This window comes from Rhizobium ecuadorense (assembly GCF_001187535.1).
Taxonomy (GTDB): Bacteria; Pseudomonadota; Alphaproteobacteria; order Rhizobiales; family Rhizobiaceae; genus Rhizobium; species Rhizobium ecuadorense.
The window spans coordinates 116,827-130,817 of record NZ_LFIO01001164.1 but is presented as its reverse complement, the minus strand read 5'-3'; the positions used below and the strand labels follow the sequence as shown (position 1 = coordinate 130,817).

Annotated in this window: 15 protein-coding genes and 1 pseudogene; 9 read left to right on the top strand and 7 right to left on the bottom strand. The window is 61.1% G+C overall.

Annotated elements, in window-relative coordinates:
• Nucleotides 1–208, top strand: a 208-nt coding sequence (locus tag AF337_RS44570; protein WP_210168076.1) for a hypothetical protein, incomplete at its 5' end; no start/stop codon positions are given.
• A gap of 91 nt (nucleotides 209–299) precedes the next feature.
• On the opposite strand, the gene AF337_RS25330 is transcribed toward AF337_RS44570, so the two are convergent.
• On the bottom strand, nucleotides 300–713 hold the full coding sequence (locus AF337_RS25330) for a hypothetical protein (RefSeq protein ID WP_049734307.1): 414 nt from the start codon (nucleotides 711–713) through the stop codon (nucleotides 300–302).
• A gap of 146 nt (nucleotides 714–859) precedes the next feature.
• Between AF337_RS25330 and AF337_RS25325 the strand changes: the two genes are divergently transcribed.
• On the top strand, nucleotides 860–2,710 hold the full coding sequence (locus tag AF337_RS25325; protein ID WP_244471308.1) for a PHA/PHB synthase family protein: 1,851 nt from the start codon (nucleotides 860–862) through the stop codon (nucleotides 2,708–2,710).
• Between the two features lie 206 nt (nucleotides 2,711–2,916).
• Nucleotides 2,917–4,251 carry a DUF2778 domain-containing protein gene (locus AF337_RS25320; RefSeq protein WP_049734305.1) on the top strand — a complete coding sequence of 445 codons (1,335 nt, stop codon included), beginning with the start codon at nucleotides 2,917–2,919 and terminating at the stop codon, nucleotides 4,249–4,251.
• Between the two features lie 40 nt (nucleotides 4,252–4,291).
• Here the strand turns inward: AF337_RS25320 and AF337_RS25315 are convergent, their stop codons facing one another.
• A complete protein-coding gene (locus AF337_RS25315; protein ID WP_049734304.1) occupies nucleotides 4,292–5,449 on the bottom strand; it encodes a pyridoxal phosphate-dependent aminotransferase in 1,158 nt (385 codons plus the stop codon).
• A 209-nt stretch (nucleotides 5,450–5,658) separates the two neighbouring features.
• Here AF337_RS25315 and AF337_RS25310 point away from each other — a divergent pair, with 209 nt between their 5' ends.
• The 6 genes from AF337_RS25310 (at nucleotide 5,659) to AF337_RS25285 (ending at nucleotide 10,494) form a co-directional block, all read left to right on the top strand.
• Nucleotides 5,659–6,417, top strand: coding sequence for a DsbA family protein (locus AF337_RS25310; RefSeq protein ID WP_049734318.1), 759 nt, complete (start codon nucleotides 5,659–5,661; stop codon nucleotides 6,415–6,417).
• Nucleotides 6,418–6,576: 159 nt separating this feature from the next.
• A complete protein-coding gene (gene aroQ, locus AF337_RS25305; RefSeq protein WP_049734303.1) occupies nucleotides 6,577–7,014 on the top strand; it encodes a type II 3-dehydroquinate dehydratase in 438 nt (145 codons plus the stop codon).
• Nucleotides 7,015–7,034: 20 nt separating this feature from the next.
• A complete protein-coding gene (accB, locus tag AF337_RS25300) occupies nucleotides 7,035–7,505 on the top strand; it encodes an acetyl-CoA carboxylase biotin carboxyl carrier protein (protein WP_049734302.1) in 471 nt (156 codons plus the stop codon).
• A gap of 4 nt (nucleotides 7,506–7,509) precedes the next feature.
• Complete coding sequence (accC, locus tag AF337_RS25295; protein WP_190238080.1) at nucleotides 7,510–8,865, top strand: acetyl-CoA carboxylase biotin carboxylase subunit; 1,356 nt, start codon at nucleotides 7,510–7,512, stop codon at nucleotides 8,863–8,865.
• Between the two features lie 7 nt (nucleotides 8,866–8,872).
• Nucleotides 8,873–9,487 carry a leucyl/phenylalanyl-tRNA--protein transferase gene (aat, locus tag AF337_RS25290; RefSeq protein WP_049734301.1) on the top strand — a complete coding sequence of 205 codons (615 nt, stop codon included), beginning with the start codon at nucleotides 8,873–8,875 and terminating at the stop codon, nucleotides 9,485–9,487.
• A 77-nt stretch (nucleotides 9,488–9,564) separates the two neighbouring features.
• Nucleotides 9,565–10,494 (top strand): DUF2167 domain-containing protein, encoded by a 930-nt coding sequence (locus AF337_RS25285; protein ID WP_184344302.1) that lies wholly within the window; start codon nucleotides 9,565–9,567, stop codon nucleotides 10,492–10,494.
• Nucleotides 10,495–10,637: 143 nt separating this feature from the next.
• On the opposite strand, the gene AF337_RS25280 is transcribed toward AF337_RS25285, so the two are convergent.
• From AF337_RS25280 to gatB, 5 genes and pseudogenes are all read right to left on the bottom strand, one after another.
• The gene (locus tag AF337_RS25280) at nucleotides 10,638–11,078 is read right to left on the bottom strand and encodes a DUF2155 domain-containing protein (protein WP_049734299.1); all 441 of its coding nucleotides are present in this window, start codon (nucleotides 11,076–11,078) and stop codon (nucleotides 10,638–10,640) included.
• 114 nt (nucleotides 11,079–11,192) lie between these two features.
• Nucleotides 11,193–11,591 (bottom strand): NADH:ubiquinone oxidoreductase subunit NDUFA12, encoded by a 399-nt coding sequence (locus tag AF337_RS25275; protein WP_049734298.1) that lies wholly within the window; start codon nucleotides 11,589–11,591, stop codon nucleotides 11,193–11,195.
• A 103-nt stretch (nucleotides 11,592–11,694) separates the two neighbouring features.
• Nucleotides 11,695–11,868, bottom strand: a pseudogene (locus tag AF337_RS25270) (GNAT family N-acetyltransferase); the annotation flags it as partial.
• Between the two features lie 42 nt (nucleotides 11,869–11,910).
• Nucleotides 11,911–12,414, bottom strand: coding sequence for a GNAT family N-acetyltransferase (locus AF337_RS25265; protein ID WP_049734297.1), 504 nt, complete (start codon nucleotides 12,412–12,414; stop codon nucleotides 11,911–11,913).
• Nucleotides 12,415–12,417: 3 nt separating this feature from the next.
• A complete protein-coding gene (gene gatB, locus AF337_RS25260; RefSeq protein WP_049734296.1) occupies nucleotides 12,418–13,920 on the bottom strand; it encodes an Asp-tRNA(Asn)/Glu-tRNA(Gln) amidotransferase subunit GatB in 1,503 nt (500 codons plus the stop codon).
• Nucleotides 13,921–13,991 lie beyond the last annotated feature (71 nt).

Sequence of the window (13,991 nt, the reverse complement as noted above, 5' to 3'; positions counted from 1 at the left end):
CTCGCGCGCTTGCTTTCAAACGGTTGACCTGTTCGAAAACATAAGGCGGCAAACGCCGGACTTTGTGAAACTCTTCCATTTCATTCCCCATGGAAAGGCGGCTTTCGGGCCGCAGTCGAAGTTCGTTCCGTCTCCCGGCGGCTGCGACACGAACTTCAGAATCGCAACGCCGTATTCATCAGACCCAAGACACGCGGCAAATCTTTGACGGAAAAGCCGCATAAAGCGCATTATCGGGAAAATCTTGTCTTCCGATCCATCCGGAAGGCTTTGCGTGCAAATTGCCTGAAAGGCAAGGTCTATTTGGAGATTTCGGAGAGCGTATCAGCGCCGTGCTCGGCGGCCAAGCGGCGCATTTCGGCGGCCTTGGCCTGATATTCGGCTTCCGAGATCGTGCCGGCCTTGCGCCGGGCGGCAAGAGCGGTCAGCTGATGCTGCAGTTCGGCTGCCTGCTCGTCGCTCATCTGGACGTTGGCGGCCGTCAGCGGCGCGCCGAAATTCGGATAGCCGTCCGGCGACTTTGCCAGGCCGCCTTCGACCGCATCGCCCTTGGTGGCCGGCATGACGACGGCGGTCGGCGCCGCTCGCTTGGCGGCGGCTGCGGCCTTTTGCTCGGCCGTCAGATTGCATCCGGCCAGAGTCATCGCCGCCGCGACGCAGATCAATGCGATGCGGTTGAAGGTTGCGATGCGCCGAATGCCGTTCTTCGTCATGCCTCAAAATCCAGTTCTGACTGCGTCGACTGTTAAATTTGTCGCAGCCACAAAGCAATAGCATGAGCCGGCGCGAGTGGAACTTGTTTTCTCGTTCAATCACGATGTACAACGATTGGATAAAAAGAGTGCTGCCGCCGGAGGAAATGGTGACCGACAGCAAGCAGGAGAATGGCGGCCAGAAGAATGGCGGCAAAGCCGGTTTCGACGCGAGCGATCTCGATCCCTATCTGTTGAAGGATCCCGAGACCATGGCGAAGAATTTCGCCCGGGCACTCGAAAATCTCGGCCAGGCAGCGTCCGCCTGGCTTGCGCCGCGCGAACGCGGCGAGATCAGCGAAACCGCTGTCGATCCGATGACCGACATGGTCAAGACGCTTTCCAAGGTCACCGAATACTGGATTGCCGATCCCCGCCGCACCTTCGAGGCACAGACGCAGCTGATGTCCTCGTTTTTCGGCATCTGGATGCGTTCGATGCAGCGCATGCAAGGCGAGCCCTCGCCTCCGGAACCGGACACCCGCAAGGACAAACGCTTCTCCGACGAGGACTGGCAGAAGAACCCGTTCTTCGATTTTCTCCGCCAGGTCTATTTCGTCACATCGGATTGGGCGGAGAAGATGGTGTCGGAGACCGACGGCCTCGACGAGCACACCAAGCACAAGGCCGGCTTCTACGTGAAGCAGATCACGGCAGCCCTTTCGCCGAGCAATTTCGTCGCCACCAATCCGCAGCTCTACCGCGAGACGATCGCCACCAGCGGCGAAAACCTGGTGCGGGGAATGAAGATGCTCGCCGAGGATATCGCTGCCGGACATGGCGATCTTCGCCTGCGCCAGACCGACATGACGAAATTCGCCGTCGGCCGCGACATGGCGCTGACGCCGGGCAAGGTGATCGCCCAGAACGACATCTGCCAGATCATCCAGTACGAGGCCTCGACCGAAACGGTGCTGAAGCGGCCGCTGCTGATCTGCCCGCCCTGGATCAACAAATTCTATATTCTCGACCTCAATCCGCAAAAGTCCTTCATCAAGTGGTGCGTCGACCAGGGGCAGACGGTCTTCGTCATTTCCTGGGTCAACCCGGATGCGCGCCACGCCGAGAAGGATTGGGCGGCCTATGCCCGCGAGGGCATCGATTTCGCGCTCGAGACGATCGAGAAGGCAACCGGCGAGAAAGAGGTCAACGCCGTCGGTTACTGCGTCGGCGGCACGCTTTTGGCGGCAACGCTGGCGCTGCACGCCAAGGAGAAGAACAAGCGCATCAAAACCGCGACGCTCTTCACCACCCAGGTCGATTTCACCCATGCCGGCGATCTCAAGGTCTTCGTCGACGAGGAGCAGCTTGCAGCGCTCGAAGAGCATATGCAGGCGGCCGGTTATCTCGACGGCTCGAAGATGTCGATGGCCTTCAACATGCTGCGCGCCTCCGAGCTGATCTGGCCCTATTTCGTCAACAGTTACCTCAAGGGCCAGGAGCCCCTGCCCTTCGACCTGTTGTTCTGGAACGCCGATTCGACCCGCATGGCAGCGGCAAACCATGCCTTCTACCTGCGCAACTGTTATCTCCGGAACGCGCTGACAAAGAATGAGATGATCCTCGACGGCAAGCCGGTGTCGCTGAAGGACGTGAAGATCCCGATCTACAATCTCGCCACCCGTGAGGATCATATCGCGCCCGCCAAATCAGTCTTCCTCGGCAGCCAGTTTTTCGGCGGCAAGGTGGAATTCGTTGTCACCGGCTCGGGACATATCGCCGGCGTCGTCAATCCGCCCGACAAGAAGAAGTACCAATTCTGGACAGGCGGCCCCGCCAAGGGCGAGTACGAGACCTGGATCGAGCAAGCGACCGAGACGCCGGGGTCGTGGTGGCCGCATTGGCGGGCCTGGATCGAGACCCATGACGGCAGGCGTGTGCCCGCGCGCAAACCGGGCGGCGATGCGCTGAACGCGATCGAGGAAGCGCCGGGAAGTTACGTGATGGAACGCGTCTGAGACGCCTCCCCTCATCTCTTCTGAGACATCGTTAGAAAGAGCAATCCCGCGTAAACAAATTAGAAACCATAATTCGTCATCCTTGCGAAACAGTCGGATGTCGCGAGTGGTCTAAATTCGGCCCATTTGCGCCATTACCGGCCCCGGCAAAGTGTAATCAGTCAGTGCCGCCGGCCTGCGTAGCGAGTTTGAAAGACGAGTGTAGTATGGCGTTTGCGGTTGGGACGTTCGATGACGTCACCCCTCTTGGCGGATCTGCTTTTCGTTTACGCAGATCTCGTGGCTTTCTTTACGGCGTCGTCGGCGCCGGATTTCTGACCTCCACATGGCTGATCGCGACCTTGGCGACGATGCATTCTGTGGCCGCGCCGGTTTCTCCGCCTGAAAGTTTCACCCAGGTCGCATTGGCGCCGAAGCCCAAACCGGCGACGCACGAGCGACTGATCCATGTCGGCAAAGCCGATCGGCTGGCAGCCTTCGATGCCAAGCCGGTCGTCGCCCTGACGGCTGACCTCGTCCAATCGCATGCGCTGAAGACCAATGCTGCCGCAACAGCCCTGGCTGCGCTTACAAAACACAATCGGCTTGCCCCTGCCGAGCAGCCTGTGGTTGCCGCGATTTCCGACAGCGCCAAATTCCACAAGGACGATGTGGTCGCACCGTCGCCGGTCGAGGTGGCCTCGGCGGAGACGGCAGAAGACGATGGCGACCGGGTCATCGTTCCCTCGAAGGAGGCCGTCGCCGCCGCCGAAGTCCCCGCCCTGCTGGCGCTTGCCGATGCGGGATCCCGGCAAATCTCGCCGCCGCCCGTCGAACCAGTTGTATCTCCCGTCAGAACGGCGACAATTCCAGCCTCGGAGCCCGCACCGGTGGTCGTTGCGGCTGCGGATGGCGCGCAGCCTTTCGATCTCGTGCTGACGCCGGAGGAAGATTCGGTGCCGCTGCCGATGGCGCGTCCCGACGGCCTTATCGGCAAGCCGGCGCCGGCCGCCAAGGGTTCGCAGCGCGGCGGCGAGCCCGCCCTTGCCTATGCCCAGCCGAACTCGCCGATCGAAGACGACCAGGACGATGCGGTACCGCGCTACGACAAGCCGGTCTTCTCGCCGAAGCTGCGCGCCGGTGTGGCCATCTACGACATCGAAAACAGCACGGTCTATCTGCCGAACGGCGAGAGGCTGGAAGCTCATTCCGGTCTCGGCAAGATGCGCGACAACCCGCGTTACGCAAACAAGAAGATGCGCGGGCCGACGCCGCCGCATACCTACGCCCTCACCGTGCGTGAAAGCCTTTTCCACGGTGTCGAAGCGTTGCGGCTGACGCCGCTCGAGGGCTCGGATGCCATCTATGACCGTGTCGGCCTGCTCGCCCACACCTACATGCTCGGCAAGAACGGCGATTCCAACGGCTGCGTCTCCTTCAAGGATTACAAGCGCTTCCTCGCTGCCTACAAGCGCGGCGACATCAGGCAGCTCGTGGTCGTGCCTCGGCTGAACAACAAGCCGTCTTCGACGCTGGCCTCGCTGTTTTCATCGCGCAGTTAAAACGATACGAGAGCGGGCAGCCGCTCGCCCTGTAGAAGCGCTACTTTAACCAGGCTGCGATTCGCTCCACCGCTTCGGCGATCTCGGCTTCAGAGCCCGCATAGGACAGGCGCAGGGTGCGATGCCCTTCCAGCGGGTCGAAGTCGAGACCGGGTGTTGCGGCGACGTCGATTTCGGCGAGCATGCGTTTGGCAAAACCCATGCTGTCATTGGTGAAGCGCGAGACATCGAGATAGGCGTAAAAGGCGCCGTCCATCGGCGAAGCCGGCGCAAGGCCTATCTTGGGCAGGCGATCGAGCAGCAGGTGGCGATTGGCAGCATAACTTGCTTTGACTTTGTCAAGCTCGACGCCGGCGCCGAGCGCGGCCGTGGCGGCGATCTGGGAAAGTTCGGGCGGGGAGATATAGAGGCTCTGCGCTACCCGCTCGATCGGCCGCACCAGCCGTTCCGGCAGCACCATCCAGCCGATTCGCCAGCCGGTCATGCAATAATATTTGGAGAAGGAGTTGATGACGATCACCTCGTCGGTCAGCTCCAGCGCGCTCGCCTCCTCGCCGGCAAAGGTCAGCCCGTGGTAGATTTCATCGGAAATGAAGGCGATGGAATGGGCCGCGCAGTAATCCGCAAGCGCCTTCAGCCCATCGCGGCCGGTCACCGTGCCGGTCGGGTTGGCGGGGCTCGCCAGCAGCACGCCCTTCAGCCTCACGCCGCTTTGCTTCTGCACCGCCTCGAGGCTCTCAGGCGTCAGGGTGAAGTGGGTCTCGGCGGTTACCGGCACTTCGACAACCTGCAAGCCCAGCGCACCGAGGATATTGCGACAGGCGGGATAACCGGGTCTTGCGATCGCCACCGCATCGCCGGCATCGAAGAGCGACAGGAAGGCGAGATTGAAGCCTGCCGAGGAGCCGGTGGTGATGGCGATCCGCATGGGATCGATCTCGAGGCCATGGCGTTCCCGGTAGTGCCCGGCAAGCGCGGATTTCAGCCGCGCCGTCCCCAGCGCATCGGTATAGCCGATCCGGCCTTCGGCAAGGGCTGCGCGCGCTGCTTCGAGGGCTGCCTGAGGGGCCGGATGCGAGGGCTGGCCGACCGCCATCGAAATCACGGGGTGGCCGGCCGCTCGCCGCTTCGTCGCCTCCGCCAGCACGTCCATGGCATGAAAGGGCTCGACTTCGCTGCGTTTCGATATGGAAAACAAGATCGCTTCTCGCTCGGCTTCTGCAATGATGGCCTGACAATTGCCGCATTAATCGGCTCATCACAATCCCGCGAGGGCCGCGCGGAGGTGAAAATTCCTGTTTGAGCAGAACCCGACGCGCCGTACCTTGACGCGACGCCTTCAAGTCCATTAACCCGGCGACGGTCATCTCGATGAAGAGACGACCCATCGCCGTCGACGAGGATATCATGGCCTTTCTTCCGAAAACCTTCACCGCACTGGCGCTTGCCGCATCGATCGCCCTTCCGTTTCCGGCAGCAGCGCTCGATGACCAGCAGAAGAAGGAGTTCGGCGAATTCATCAAGCAATACCTGATCGAAAATCCCGAGATCATGCTCGAGGTCCAGGATGCGCTGCAGAAGAAGCAGGAAGCCCAGCGGCTGGTAAAGGCCAATATGGCGATCGACGAGAACACCACCGAGATCTTCGAGTCGAAGAACGACGTCACGCTCGGCAACCCCAAGGGTGATGTCACCGTCGTCGAATTCTTCGATTATAACTGCAGCTACTGCCGTCACGCGCTTCCCGACATGCAGGCGATGCTGAAGAAGGACAAGAACGTCCGCTTCGTGCTCAAGGAATTTCCGATCCTTGGGCCGGATTCGGTCGCCGCCCATAAGGTGGCCGACGCCTTCCGCAAGCTGGCGCCGGAGAAATATGCCGATTTCCACGTCGCCCTTCTCGGCACCGAAGGCCGCGCTTCCGATGAAACGGCGATCGCGGTTGCCGCCTCACTCGGTGTCAGTGAGGACAAGATCCGCGCCGAAATGGCCAAGAGCCCGAATGACGGCATCGTGCAGGCGACCTACCAGCTCGCCTCCAGTCTCGGCATCAGCGGCACGCCGTCCTATGTGATCGGCAACGAACTGGTGCCGGGCGCCGTCGGGCTCGACGATCTCGAAGCCAAGGTCAAAAATATGCGCAGCTGCGGCAAGACCGCCTGCTGAGCGGTCAGCCGCCGGACGGCTGCCCATCAAATCGCCAAAATCGAAGCGTTTCAACCATGTGGACAAATGTGGCGCGATTCCTGCTGCCAATCCGTAAGGGCTTTCATTCAGCCTTCGCGGAGTCTATAGGTTGCCGTCGTGCATTTTACGGAACATTCGATGACGCAAACGATTTTTGTCCTGAACGGCCCCAACCTGAACATGCTGGGTAAACGAGAGCCCGGCATTTATGGCGGCAAGACGCTGAAGGACATCGAGGCGGACTGCAAGGCCGCCGGCCGCGAACTCGGCTTCGATATCGATTTCCGCCAGAGCAATCACGAAGGCACGCTTGTGGACTGGTTCCACGAGGCCGACGAAAAGGCCGCCGGCGTTGCCATCAATGCAGGCGCCTATACGCATACATCGGTCGCGCTGCATGATGCGATCCGCGCTATATCAGTTCCCGTCATCGAGCTCCACATATCCAACGTCCATGCACGGGAAGAATTCCGCCACAAGTCGATGATCGCGCCCGCATGCAAGGGCGTGATCTGCGGCTTCGGGCCTCACAGCTACATCCTGGCGCTCCAGGCGCTGAAGAACATCACGGCATAAGAAGAAGACAGGGCAACACCATGGTTGAAAAGAAATCGGGTATCGATCAGGCACTGATCCGCGATCTCGCCAATATCCTCAACGAGACCGATCTGACCGAGATCGAAGTCGAGCAGGACGACCTGCGCATCCGCGTCTCGCGCGCCGGCACCCAGCAATATGTCCAGGCGCCGATCGCGGCACCTGCCTATGCCGCACCCGCAGCCGCTGCCCCGGCAGCAGCAAGCGCGCCGGCTGCAGCTCCCGCCCGCAACCCCGCGAATGTCGTCAGTGCACCGATGGTCGGCACCGTCTACATGGCTCCGGCTCCCGGCGCGCGGGCCTTCATCGAAGTCGGCGCGACCGTCAAGGAAGGCCAGACGCTGATCATCATCGAAGCGATGAAGACGATGAACCAGATCCCCTCGCCGAAGTCGGGCAAAGTGACCGAGATTCTCGTCGATGACGGACATCCCGTCGAATACGGCCAAGCCCTCGTCGTCATCGAATAGGCCGATGCCCATGATTTCGAAAATCCTCATCGCCAATCGCGGGGAAATCGCCCTTCGCGTGCTTCGAGCCTGCAAGGAACTCGGCATTGCCTGCGTCGTGGTTCATTCCACCGCCGACGCCGATGCCATGCATGTGCGGCTTGCCGACGAAAGTGTCTGCATCGGTCCGCCCTCCTCGCGCGAGAGCTACCTCAATATCCACCAGATCGTCGCCGCCTGCGAGATCACCGGCGCCGATGCCGTGCATCCGGGCTACGGCTTTTTGTCGGAGAACGCCAAATTCGCCGATATTCTCGAAGCCCATGGCATCACCTTCATCGGGCCGACGGCTGACCATATCCGCATCATGGGCGACAAGATCACCGCCAAGACGACGGCGCTTGAGCTCGGCATTCCCGTCGTTCCGGGCTCGGACGGCGAAGTGAAGACCGAAGAGGATGCGCTGAGGACGGCCGCCGAAATCGGCTATCCGGTGCTGATCAAGGCAACAGCCGGCGGCGGCGGACGCGGCATGAAGGTCGCCAAGAGCGAGGCCGACCTGATCGAGGCCTGGTCGACGGCGCGCACCGAAGCGGCAGCCGCCTTCGGCAACGATGCCGTCTACATGGAAAAATATCTCGGCAAGCCGCGCCACATCGAAATCCAGGTGTTCGGCGACGGCGAAGGCAATGCCATCCATCTCGGCGAGCGCGACTGCTCGCTGCAGCGCCGCCACCAGAAGGTCTGGGAAGAAGCGAATTCGCCGGCGCTCAACGTCGAGCAGCGCATGAAGATCGGCCAGGTTTGCGCCGACGCCATGAAGAAGCTGAAATATCGCGGCGCCGGGACGATCGAATTCCTCTACGAGAATGGCGAGTTCTATTTCATCGAAATGAACACCCGCCTGCAGGTGGAGCATCCGATCACCGAAGCGATCACCGGCATCGACCTCGTGCACGAGCAGATCCGCGTCGCCTCCGGCGGCGGTCTCTCGGTAACGCAGGACGAGGTGCATTTTTCCGGTCATGCCATTGAATGCCGCATCAATGCCGAGCACCCGCGCACCTTCGTGCCCTCGCCCGGTACGATCACGCATTTCCATGCGCCGGGTGGCCTCGGCGTGCGCATCGATTCCGGCGCCTATCAGGGCTACAAGATCCCGCCCTATTACGACAGCCTGATCGGCAAGCTGATCGTGCACGGCCGCACCCGCGTCGAATGCATGATGCGGCTGCGCCGGGCACTCGACGAATTCGTCGTCGACGGCATCAATACGACACTGCCGCTGTTCCAGGATCTCGTCTCCAACCAGGATATCGCCAACGGCGATTACGACATCCACTGGCTGGAACACTACCTCGCCAACACACCGGCGACATAGGGCAGGAATGGCAGGATCGCGCAGGAAGTCACCAGGCATTACCCCTGAAATTCTCCTGCGCGCCTATTCCATCGGCCTCTTCCCGATGGCCGAATCCGCCGACGACCCGGAGATTTTCTGGGTCGAACCGGAACTACGCGGCGTTCTGCCGCTCGACCATTTCCATATGTCGAAGAGCCTTGCAAAGACGGTGCGCAGGAAACCCTTCGAGATCCGTTTCGATCACGCTTTCGATCAGGTGATCGCGGCTTGCGCGGAGGAGACATCCGGTCGCCCGAGCACCTGGATCAACAGGACGATCAGGTCCCTTTACGCGACGCTGTTCGACATGGGCCATGCCCATACCGTCGAAGCCTGGGACGGCGATGATCTGGTCGGCGGTCTCTACGGCGTCTCGCTCGGCTCGGCCTTCTTCGGCGAAAGCATGTTTTCGCGCCGGACGGATGCCTCGAAAATCTGCCTCGTGCATCTGGTCGAGCGACTGCGGGAAAGAGGCTTCACGCTGCTCGATACACAGTTCACCACCGAGCACCTGAAGACGTTCGGCGCGATCGACGTTGCGAAGGCCGATTATGGCGTGCTGCTTGAAGCCGCGATGGAATCGCCACACCTGAAGTTTTAAGCGCGATCGTTTCATCCCTGCGTTGATTTTCCAGCCGATTTGAGTAGGTTTCGGAAAATGCAATGGGGGATAGAATTTTGAGACGATATTTTGCGGCGGCGATCCTTTTCGCCTTGTTCACGGGCCAGGCCGGCGCGCGACCTTACCAGGAGATGTTCCCGGACAGGAGCGATTTTTCCGAAGCGGAAAAACCATTACTGCAGAAGCTGGATTTTCAGCAGGGGGCGATCAAGCTGCCTGAGGCAAAGGCGACGCTGAACGTGCCCCAAGGCTTCTATTATCTCAATTCCGCCGACACGAAGAAGGTGCTCGTCGATATCTGGGGAAATCCCCCGCAGGCGGCGGAGGGAACGATGGGGATGATCTTCCCGGCCAAATACGCGCCGACCGATATCGAGGCCTGGGGTTCCATCGTGCAATACAGCGCCGACGGCTATGTCTCCGACGCCGATGCCGCGACGACCAATTACGACGAACTGCTGCAGAACATCAAAGATTCCATCCGGGAAAACAACGTCGAGCGCGAGAAGCAGGGTTTTCAAAAGATCACGCTTATCGGGTGGGCCTCGACGCCGCATTACGACAAATCCGCGCATGCGATGCACTGGGCGCGCGATCTGTTGTTCGGCGATGACATGCGAGCGCCGCACACCCTGAACTATTCCGTGCGGACCCTCGGCCGCCAGGGGGTATTTGAGTTCGACTTCGTTGCCGGCCTGAATCAGTTGAAGGAGATCGAGGCGGTCATTCCGACCGTCACGACGCTCGTGCAGTTCGACACGGGAATGGCCTATACGGACTATGTCGAAGGCGACAAGATCGCGGCCTACGGCATGGCAGGAATGATCGCCGCAGGCGCCGGCGCCAAGATTGCCGCAAAGGTGGGGTTGCTGGCGCTTGCCGCCGTCTTCCTGAAAAAAGCCGGCATCCTCATCGTCGTCGTGGCTGGCGGCGCGCTTCGCTTTGCCAAGAGTCTTTTCACGAGGAACAAGACACCCACCGCATAAGGCTTGCGCGCTGCGCCAAAGCATGTCGCGCAAAACTGTGCAGCGGTTTTGCCGGGCAAAGCGCGAAGCGCTTTTGCCGCAACGACATGCGTGAAACAAAGAGCTAAAGCGCAAGGAGCGAATCTGAAAGATCGCGATGCGCTTTAGCGCGCTGTCGCCTTCGTGCTGTCGGGGGCCGGGACATCCGAGTTTGCCTTGCAGTCCTTCAGCCAGACGTCGTAGATCGGGTGCTCGACGGCGTTGAGACCGGGGCTGGCGGCGAACATCCAGCCGGTGAAGATGCGGCGGATCTTGCGGTCGAGGGTGATCTCGTCGACTTCGACGAAACCGTCGATCTTCTGCGCTTCGGCCTGGTCGCGCGAATAGCAGGCCTTCGGCGTCACCTGCAGCGCGCCGAACTGCACCGTCTCGTTGACATAGACGTCGAATGTGGTGATGCGGCCGGTGATCTTGTCGAGGCCGGAGAAGACGGCAACCGGGTTTTCGATGCGTGCGGCATTGGCCGCAACCGGCGGAAGCAGGGCCGAGAGCGCCAGCAGCGCCCCGGCGCCACGCAGCACCATGTTCCGCGTGAAGAGCTTCATGTGTACCCGTCTCCAGACATTCTTCGTTCACGGCCGCGGTCAAGCGCGGCCAACCTGCGGGTAAAGGTCAATTGTGGCCAAAAGCCGAGCCAGAGGAAGCTCGGTCGAGCCGTCTCAGTTGCCCGGCGTCCAGGCGTCGTAATCGCCGGTGACGCGCGGACGCTCGCCCGGAACGGCGATGGAGCCGGGCGGACGATAGGCCTGCGGAGAACCGGTGAAGTTGGGGCGGTGCGCCTTCTGCCAATCCTTGGCGACGTAGTTTTCCTTGGACGGCGGAACATCGGTGCGATGATGCATCCAGCCATGCCAGCCCGGCGGGATGGCGGAGGCATCGGCATAGCCCTTGTAGATCACCCAGCGCTTCGGCAGACCGTAGGAAGACATGCCGCCTTCATAATAGACGTTGCCGAATTCATCCTCGCCGACGCGCTTGCCGAAACGCCAGGTCGCAAAACGCGTGCCCATCGTCTGACTGTTCCACCAGGTAAAGGTCTGAACCAGAAGATTCCACATGTCTTTTCCTTGTGCCCGCCAGATGCGGGCCAAACCAGAATTCGTTTCCTCGCTTATGCCGTCGCCAAGCCGAATTGTCCAGCGATTCCACCACAGCCAAAGGTCATTTCAAAGCCATCTTGAAGCCCAGATGCGAGGGCGTGAAGCCCCGTCTTTCATAGAATCGATGGGCATCCCTGCGGATCGCATTCGAGGTCAGCGCTACCCGCTTGATACCGCGGCCTTTTGCCTCGGCAATGGCGAACTCGATCATTCCAGCGCCGATCCCCTGCCCGCGCGCCCGGCGAATGACATCTCGGACAAGACGGCCGCCATCGACCTAATGCCCTTCGAGCGGTTTTTCCAAGATCAGCGCCGGAATGCCGGATTGCCCGGCCCCGTCATTTTCGTTGCGGCCGACCTCGGTGAAGCCGTGCGCGTGATAGAAGGCGATCGCGGCTGCGTTCTGCGGCTCGACTTCGAGACGCATGATCTCCGCATCCGGAAAGCAGGTTTCGAGTTCGGCGAAGAGATCGCGGCCGATGCCCTGGCGCTGCAGCGCCGGAGCGATATAGAGAAGATGCAGCATGACCGTCTTCGTCAGTTCGTGCGACATCGCCGCATAGCCCATGCCGCCGATAGTGCGGCCGTCGTCGGCAACGAGGAATTCGGCATCCTTGCGCACCAGGCGCGCCTTCAGCGCCGCCGGCGAAAAGAGCTGCGCGGTCAGTTCGTCGACCTTTGCTCTGCCATGGAGGCCATCATAGGTGGCGTGAAAACTCTCCACCAGCAGGGCGCGGACCTTCTCCAGGTCGCGCTCGCCGGCGGTGCGGACGAAATACACCGCTTATTCCTCGATGCCGAGCTTCGCCTTGACGAGCGCCTGCACGGCCTGCGGATTGGCCTTGCCGCCGGTCGCCTTCATCACCTGGCCGACGAACCATGCGGCCAGGGTCGGCTTCGCCTTGACCTTTTCCACCTGATCGGGATTGGCGGCAATGATCTCGTCCACGGCCTTTTCGATGGCGCCGGTATCGGTCACCTGCTTCATGCCGCGCGCTTCGACGATCTCGGTGGGATCGCCGCCCTCGGCCAGCACGATCTCGAAGAGATCCTTGGCGATCTTGCCGGAGATGGTTCCAGCCTTGATGAGATCGATGATAGCGCCGAGCTGGGCCGGCGAGACCGGCGTCTGCTCGATATCCTTGCCGGTGCGGTTCAGCGCGCCGAGCAGATCGTTGATCACCCAGTTTGCCGCCATCTTGCCGTCACGGCCCGCGGCCACGGCTTCGAAATAATCGGCGATCGCCTTTTCGGAGACGAGCACCGAGGCGTCGTAGATCGACAGGCCGAGCTCGCGCACGAAGCGCTCCTTCTTGTCGTCAGGCAATTCCGGCAGATCGGCTGCCAGCGCCGTGACGAAGGCATCGTCGAATTCGAGCGGCAGCAGGTCCGGATCCGGGAAATAACGGTAGTCATGCGCATCTTCCTTGGAGCGCATCGAACGCGTCTCGCCCTTGTTCGGGTCGAAGAGCCGCGTCTCCTGCTCGATCTTGCCGCCATCCTCGAGAATGCCGATCTGGCGGCGGGCTTCGTATTCGATCGCCTGGCCGATGAAGCGGATGGAATTGACGTTCTTGATCTCGCAGCGCGTACCGAAAGCTTCGCCCGGGCGGCGCACCGAGACGTTGACGTCGGCGCGCATCGAGCCTTCGTCCATATTGCCGTCGCAGGTGCCGAGATAGCGCACGATCGAACGCAGCTTGGTCATATAGGCCTTGGCTTCGTCGGACGAGCGCATGTCGGGCTTGGAGACGATCTCCATCAGCGCCACGCCGGAGCGGTTCAGATCGACATAGGACATGGTCGCATGCTGGTCATGCAGCGACTTGCCGGCATCCTGCTCCAGGTGCAGGCGCTCGATGCCGATCTCGATATCCTCGAACTGGCCCTGGCGGTCCGGCCCGAGCGAAATGACGATCTTGCCCTCGCCGACGATCGGATCCTTGAACTGCGAGATCTGATAGCCCTGCGGCAGATCGGGATAGAAATAGTTCTTGCGGTCGAAGAGCGAGCGCTTGTTGATCTGAGCCTTCAGCCCGAGACCGGTGCGCACGGCCTGCCTGACGCATTCCTCGTTGATAACAGGCAGCATGCCGGGCATGGCGGCATCGACCAGCGAGACGTTCGAATTCTGCGGCTTGCCGAATTCCGTCGAGGCACCGGAGAAGAGCTTCGAATTGGAGAGCACCTGGGCATGGACTTCCATGCCGACGATGACTTCCCAGTCGCCGGTGGCGCCGGGGATGAAGCGTTTCGGATCAGGCGTGCGGACGTCGACAAGGGTCATCTGATACTCTTTGCAGGCTGTTCTTTTCCATTGGTGAGGTAAAGGAAATGGCGTGCCCGTGCAAGGCTTTC

Bases quoted from the DNA above. Each gene is read 5' to 3' on its own strand.
- AF337_RS25280 (WP_049734299.1), bottom strand. From the start codon at position 11,078: ATGAAGCTCTTCACGCGGAACATGGTGCTGCGTGGCGCCGGGGCGCTG.
- AF337_RS25325 (WP_244471308.1), top strand. From the start codon at position 860: ATGGTGACCGACAGCAAGCAGGAGAATGGCGGCCAGAAGAATGGCGGC.
- AF337_RS25330 (WP_049734307.1), bottom strand. From the start codon at position 713: ATGACGAAGAACGGCATTCGGCGCATCGCAACCTTCAACCGCATCGCA.
- aroQ (WP_049734303.1), top strand. From the start codon at position 6,577: ATGACGCAAACGATTTTTGTCCTGAACGGCCCCAACCTGAACATGCTG.
- AF337_RS25275 (WP_049734298.1), bottom strand. From the start codon at position 11,591: ATGTGGAATCTTCTGGTTCAGACCTTTACCTGGTGGAACAGTCAGACG.
- accC (WP_190238080.1), top strand. From the start codon at position 7,510: ATGCCCATGATTTCGAAAATCCTCATCGCCAATCGCGGGGAAATCGCC.
- AF337_RS25310 (WP_049734318.1), top strand. From the start codon at position 5,659: ATGGCCTTTCTTCCGAAAACCTTCACCGCACTGGCGCTTGCCGCATCG.
- gatB (WP_049734296.1), bottom strand. From the start codon at position 13,920: ATGACCCTTGTCGACGTCCGCACGCCTGATCCGAAACGCTTCATCCCC.
- aat (WP_049734301.1), top strand. From the start codon at position 8,873: ATGGCAGGATCGCGCAGGAAGTCACCAGGCATTACCCCTGAAATTCTC.
- accB (WP_049734302.1), top strand. From the start codon at position 7,035: ATGGTTGAAAAGAAATCGGGTATCGATCAGGCACTGATCCGCGATCTC.
- AF337_RS25320 (WP_049734305.1), top strand. From the start codon at position 2,917: ATGGCGTTTGCGGTTGGGACGTTCGATGACGTCACCCCTCTTGGCGGA.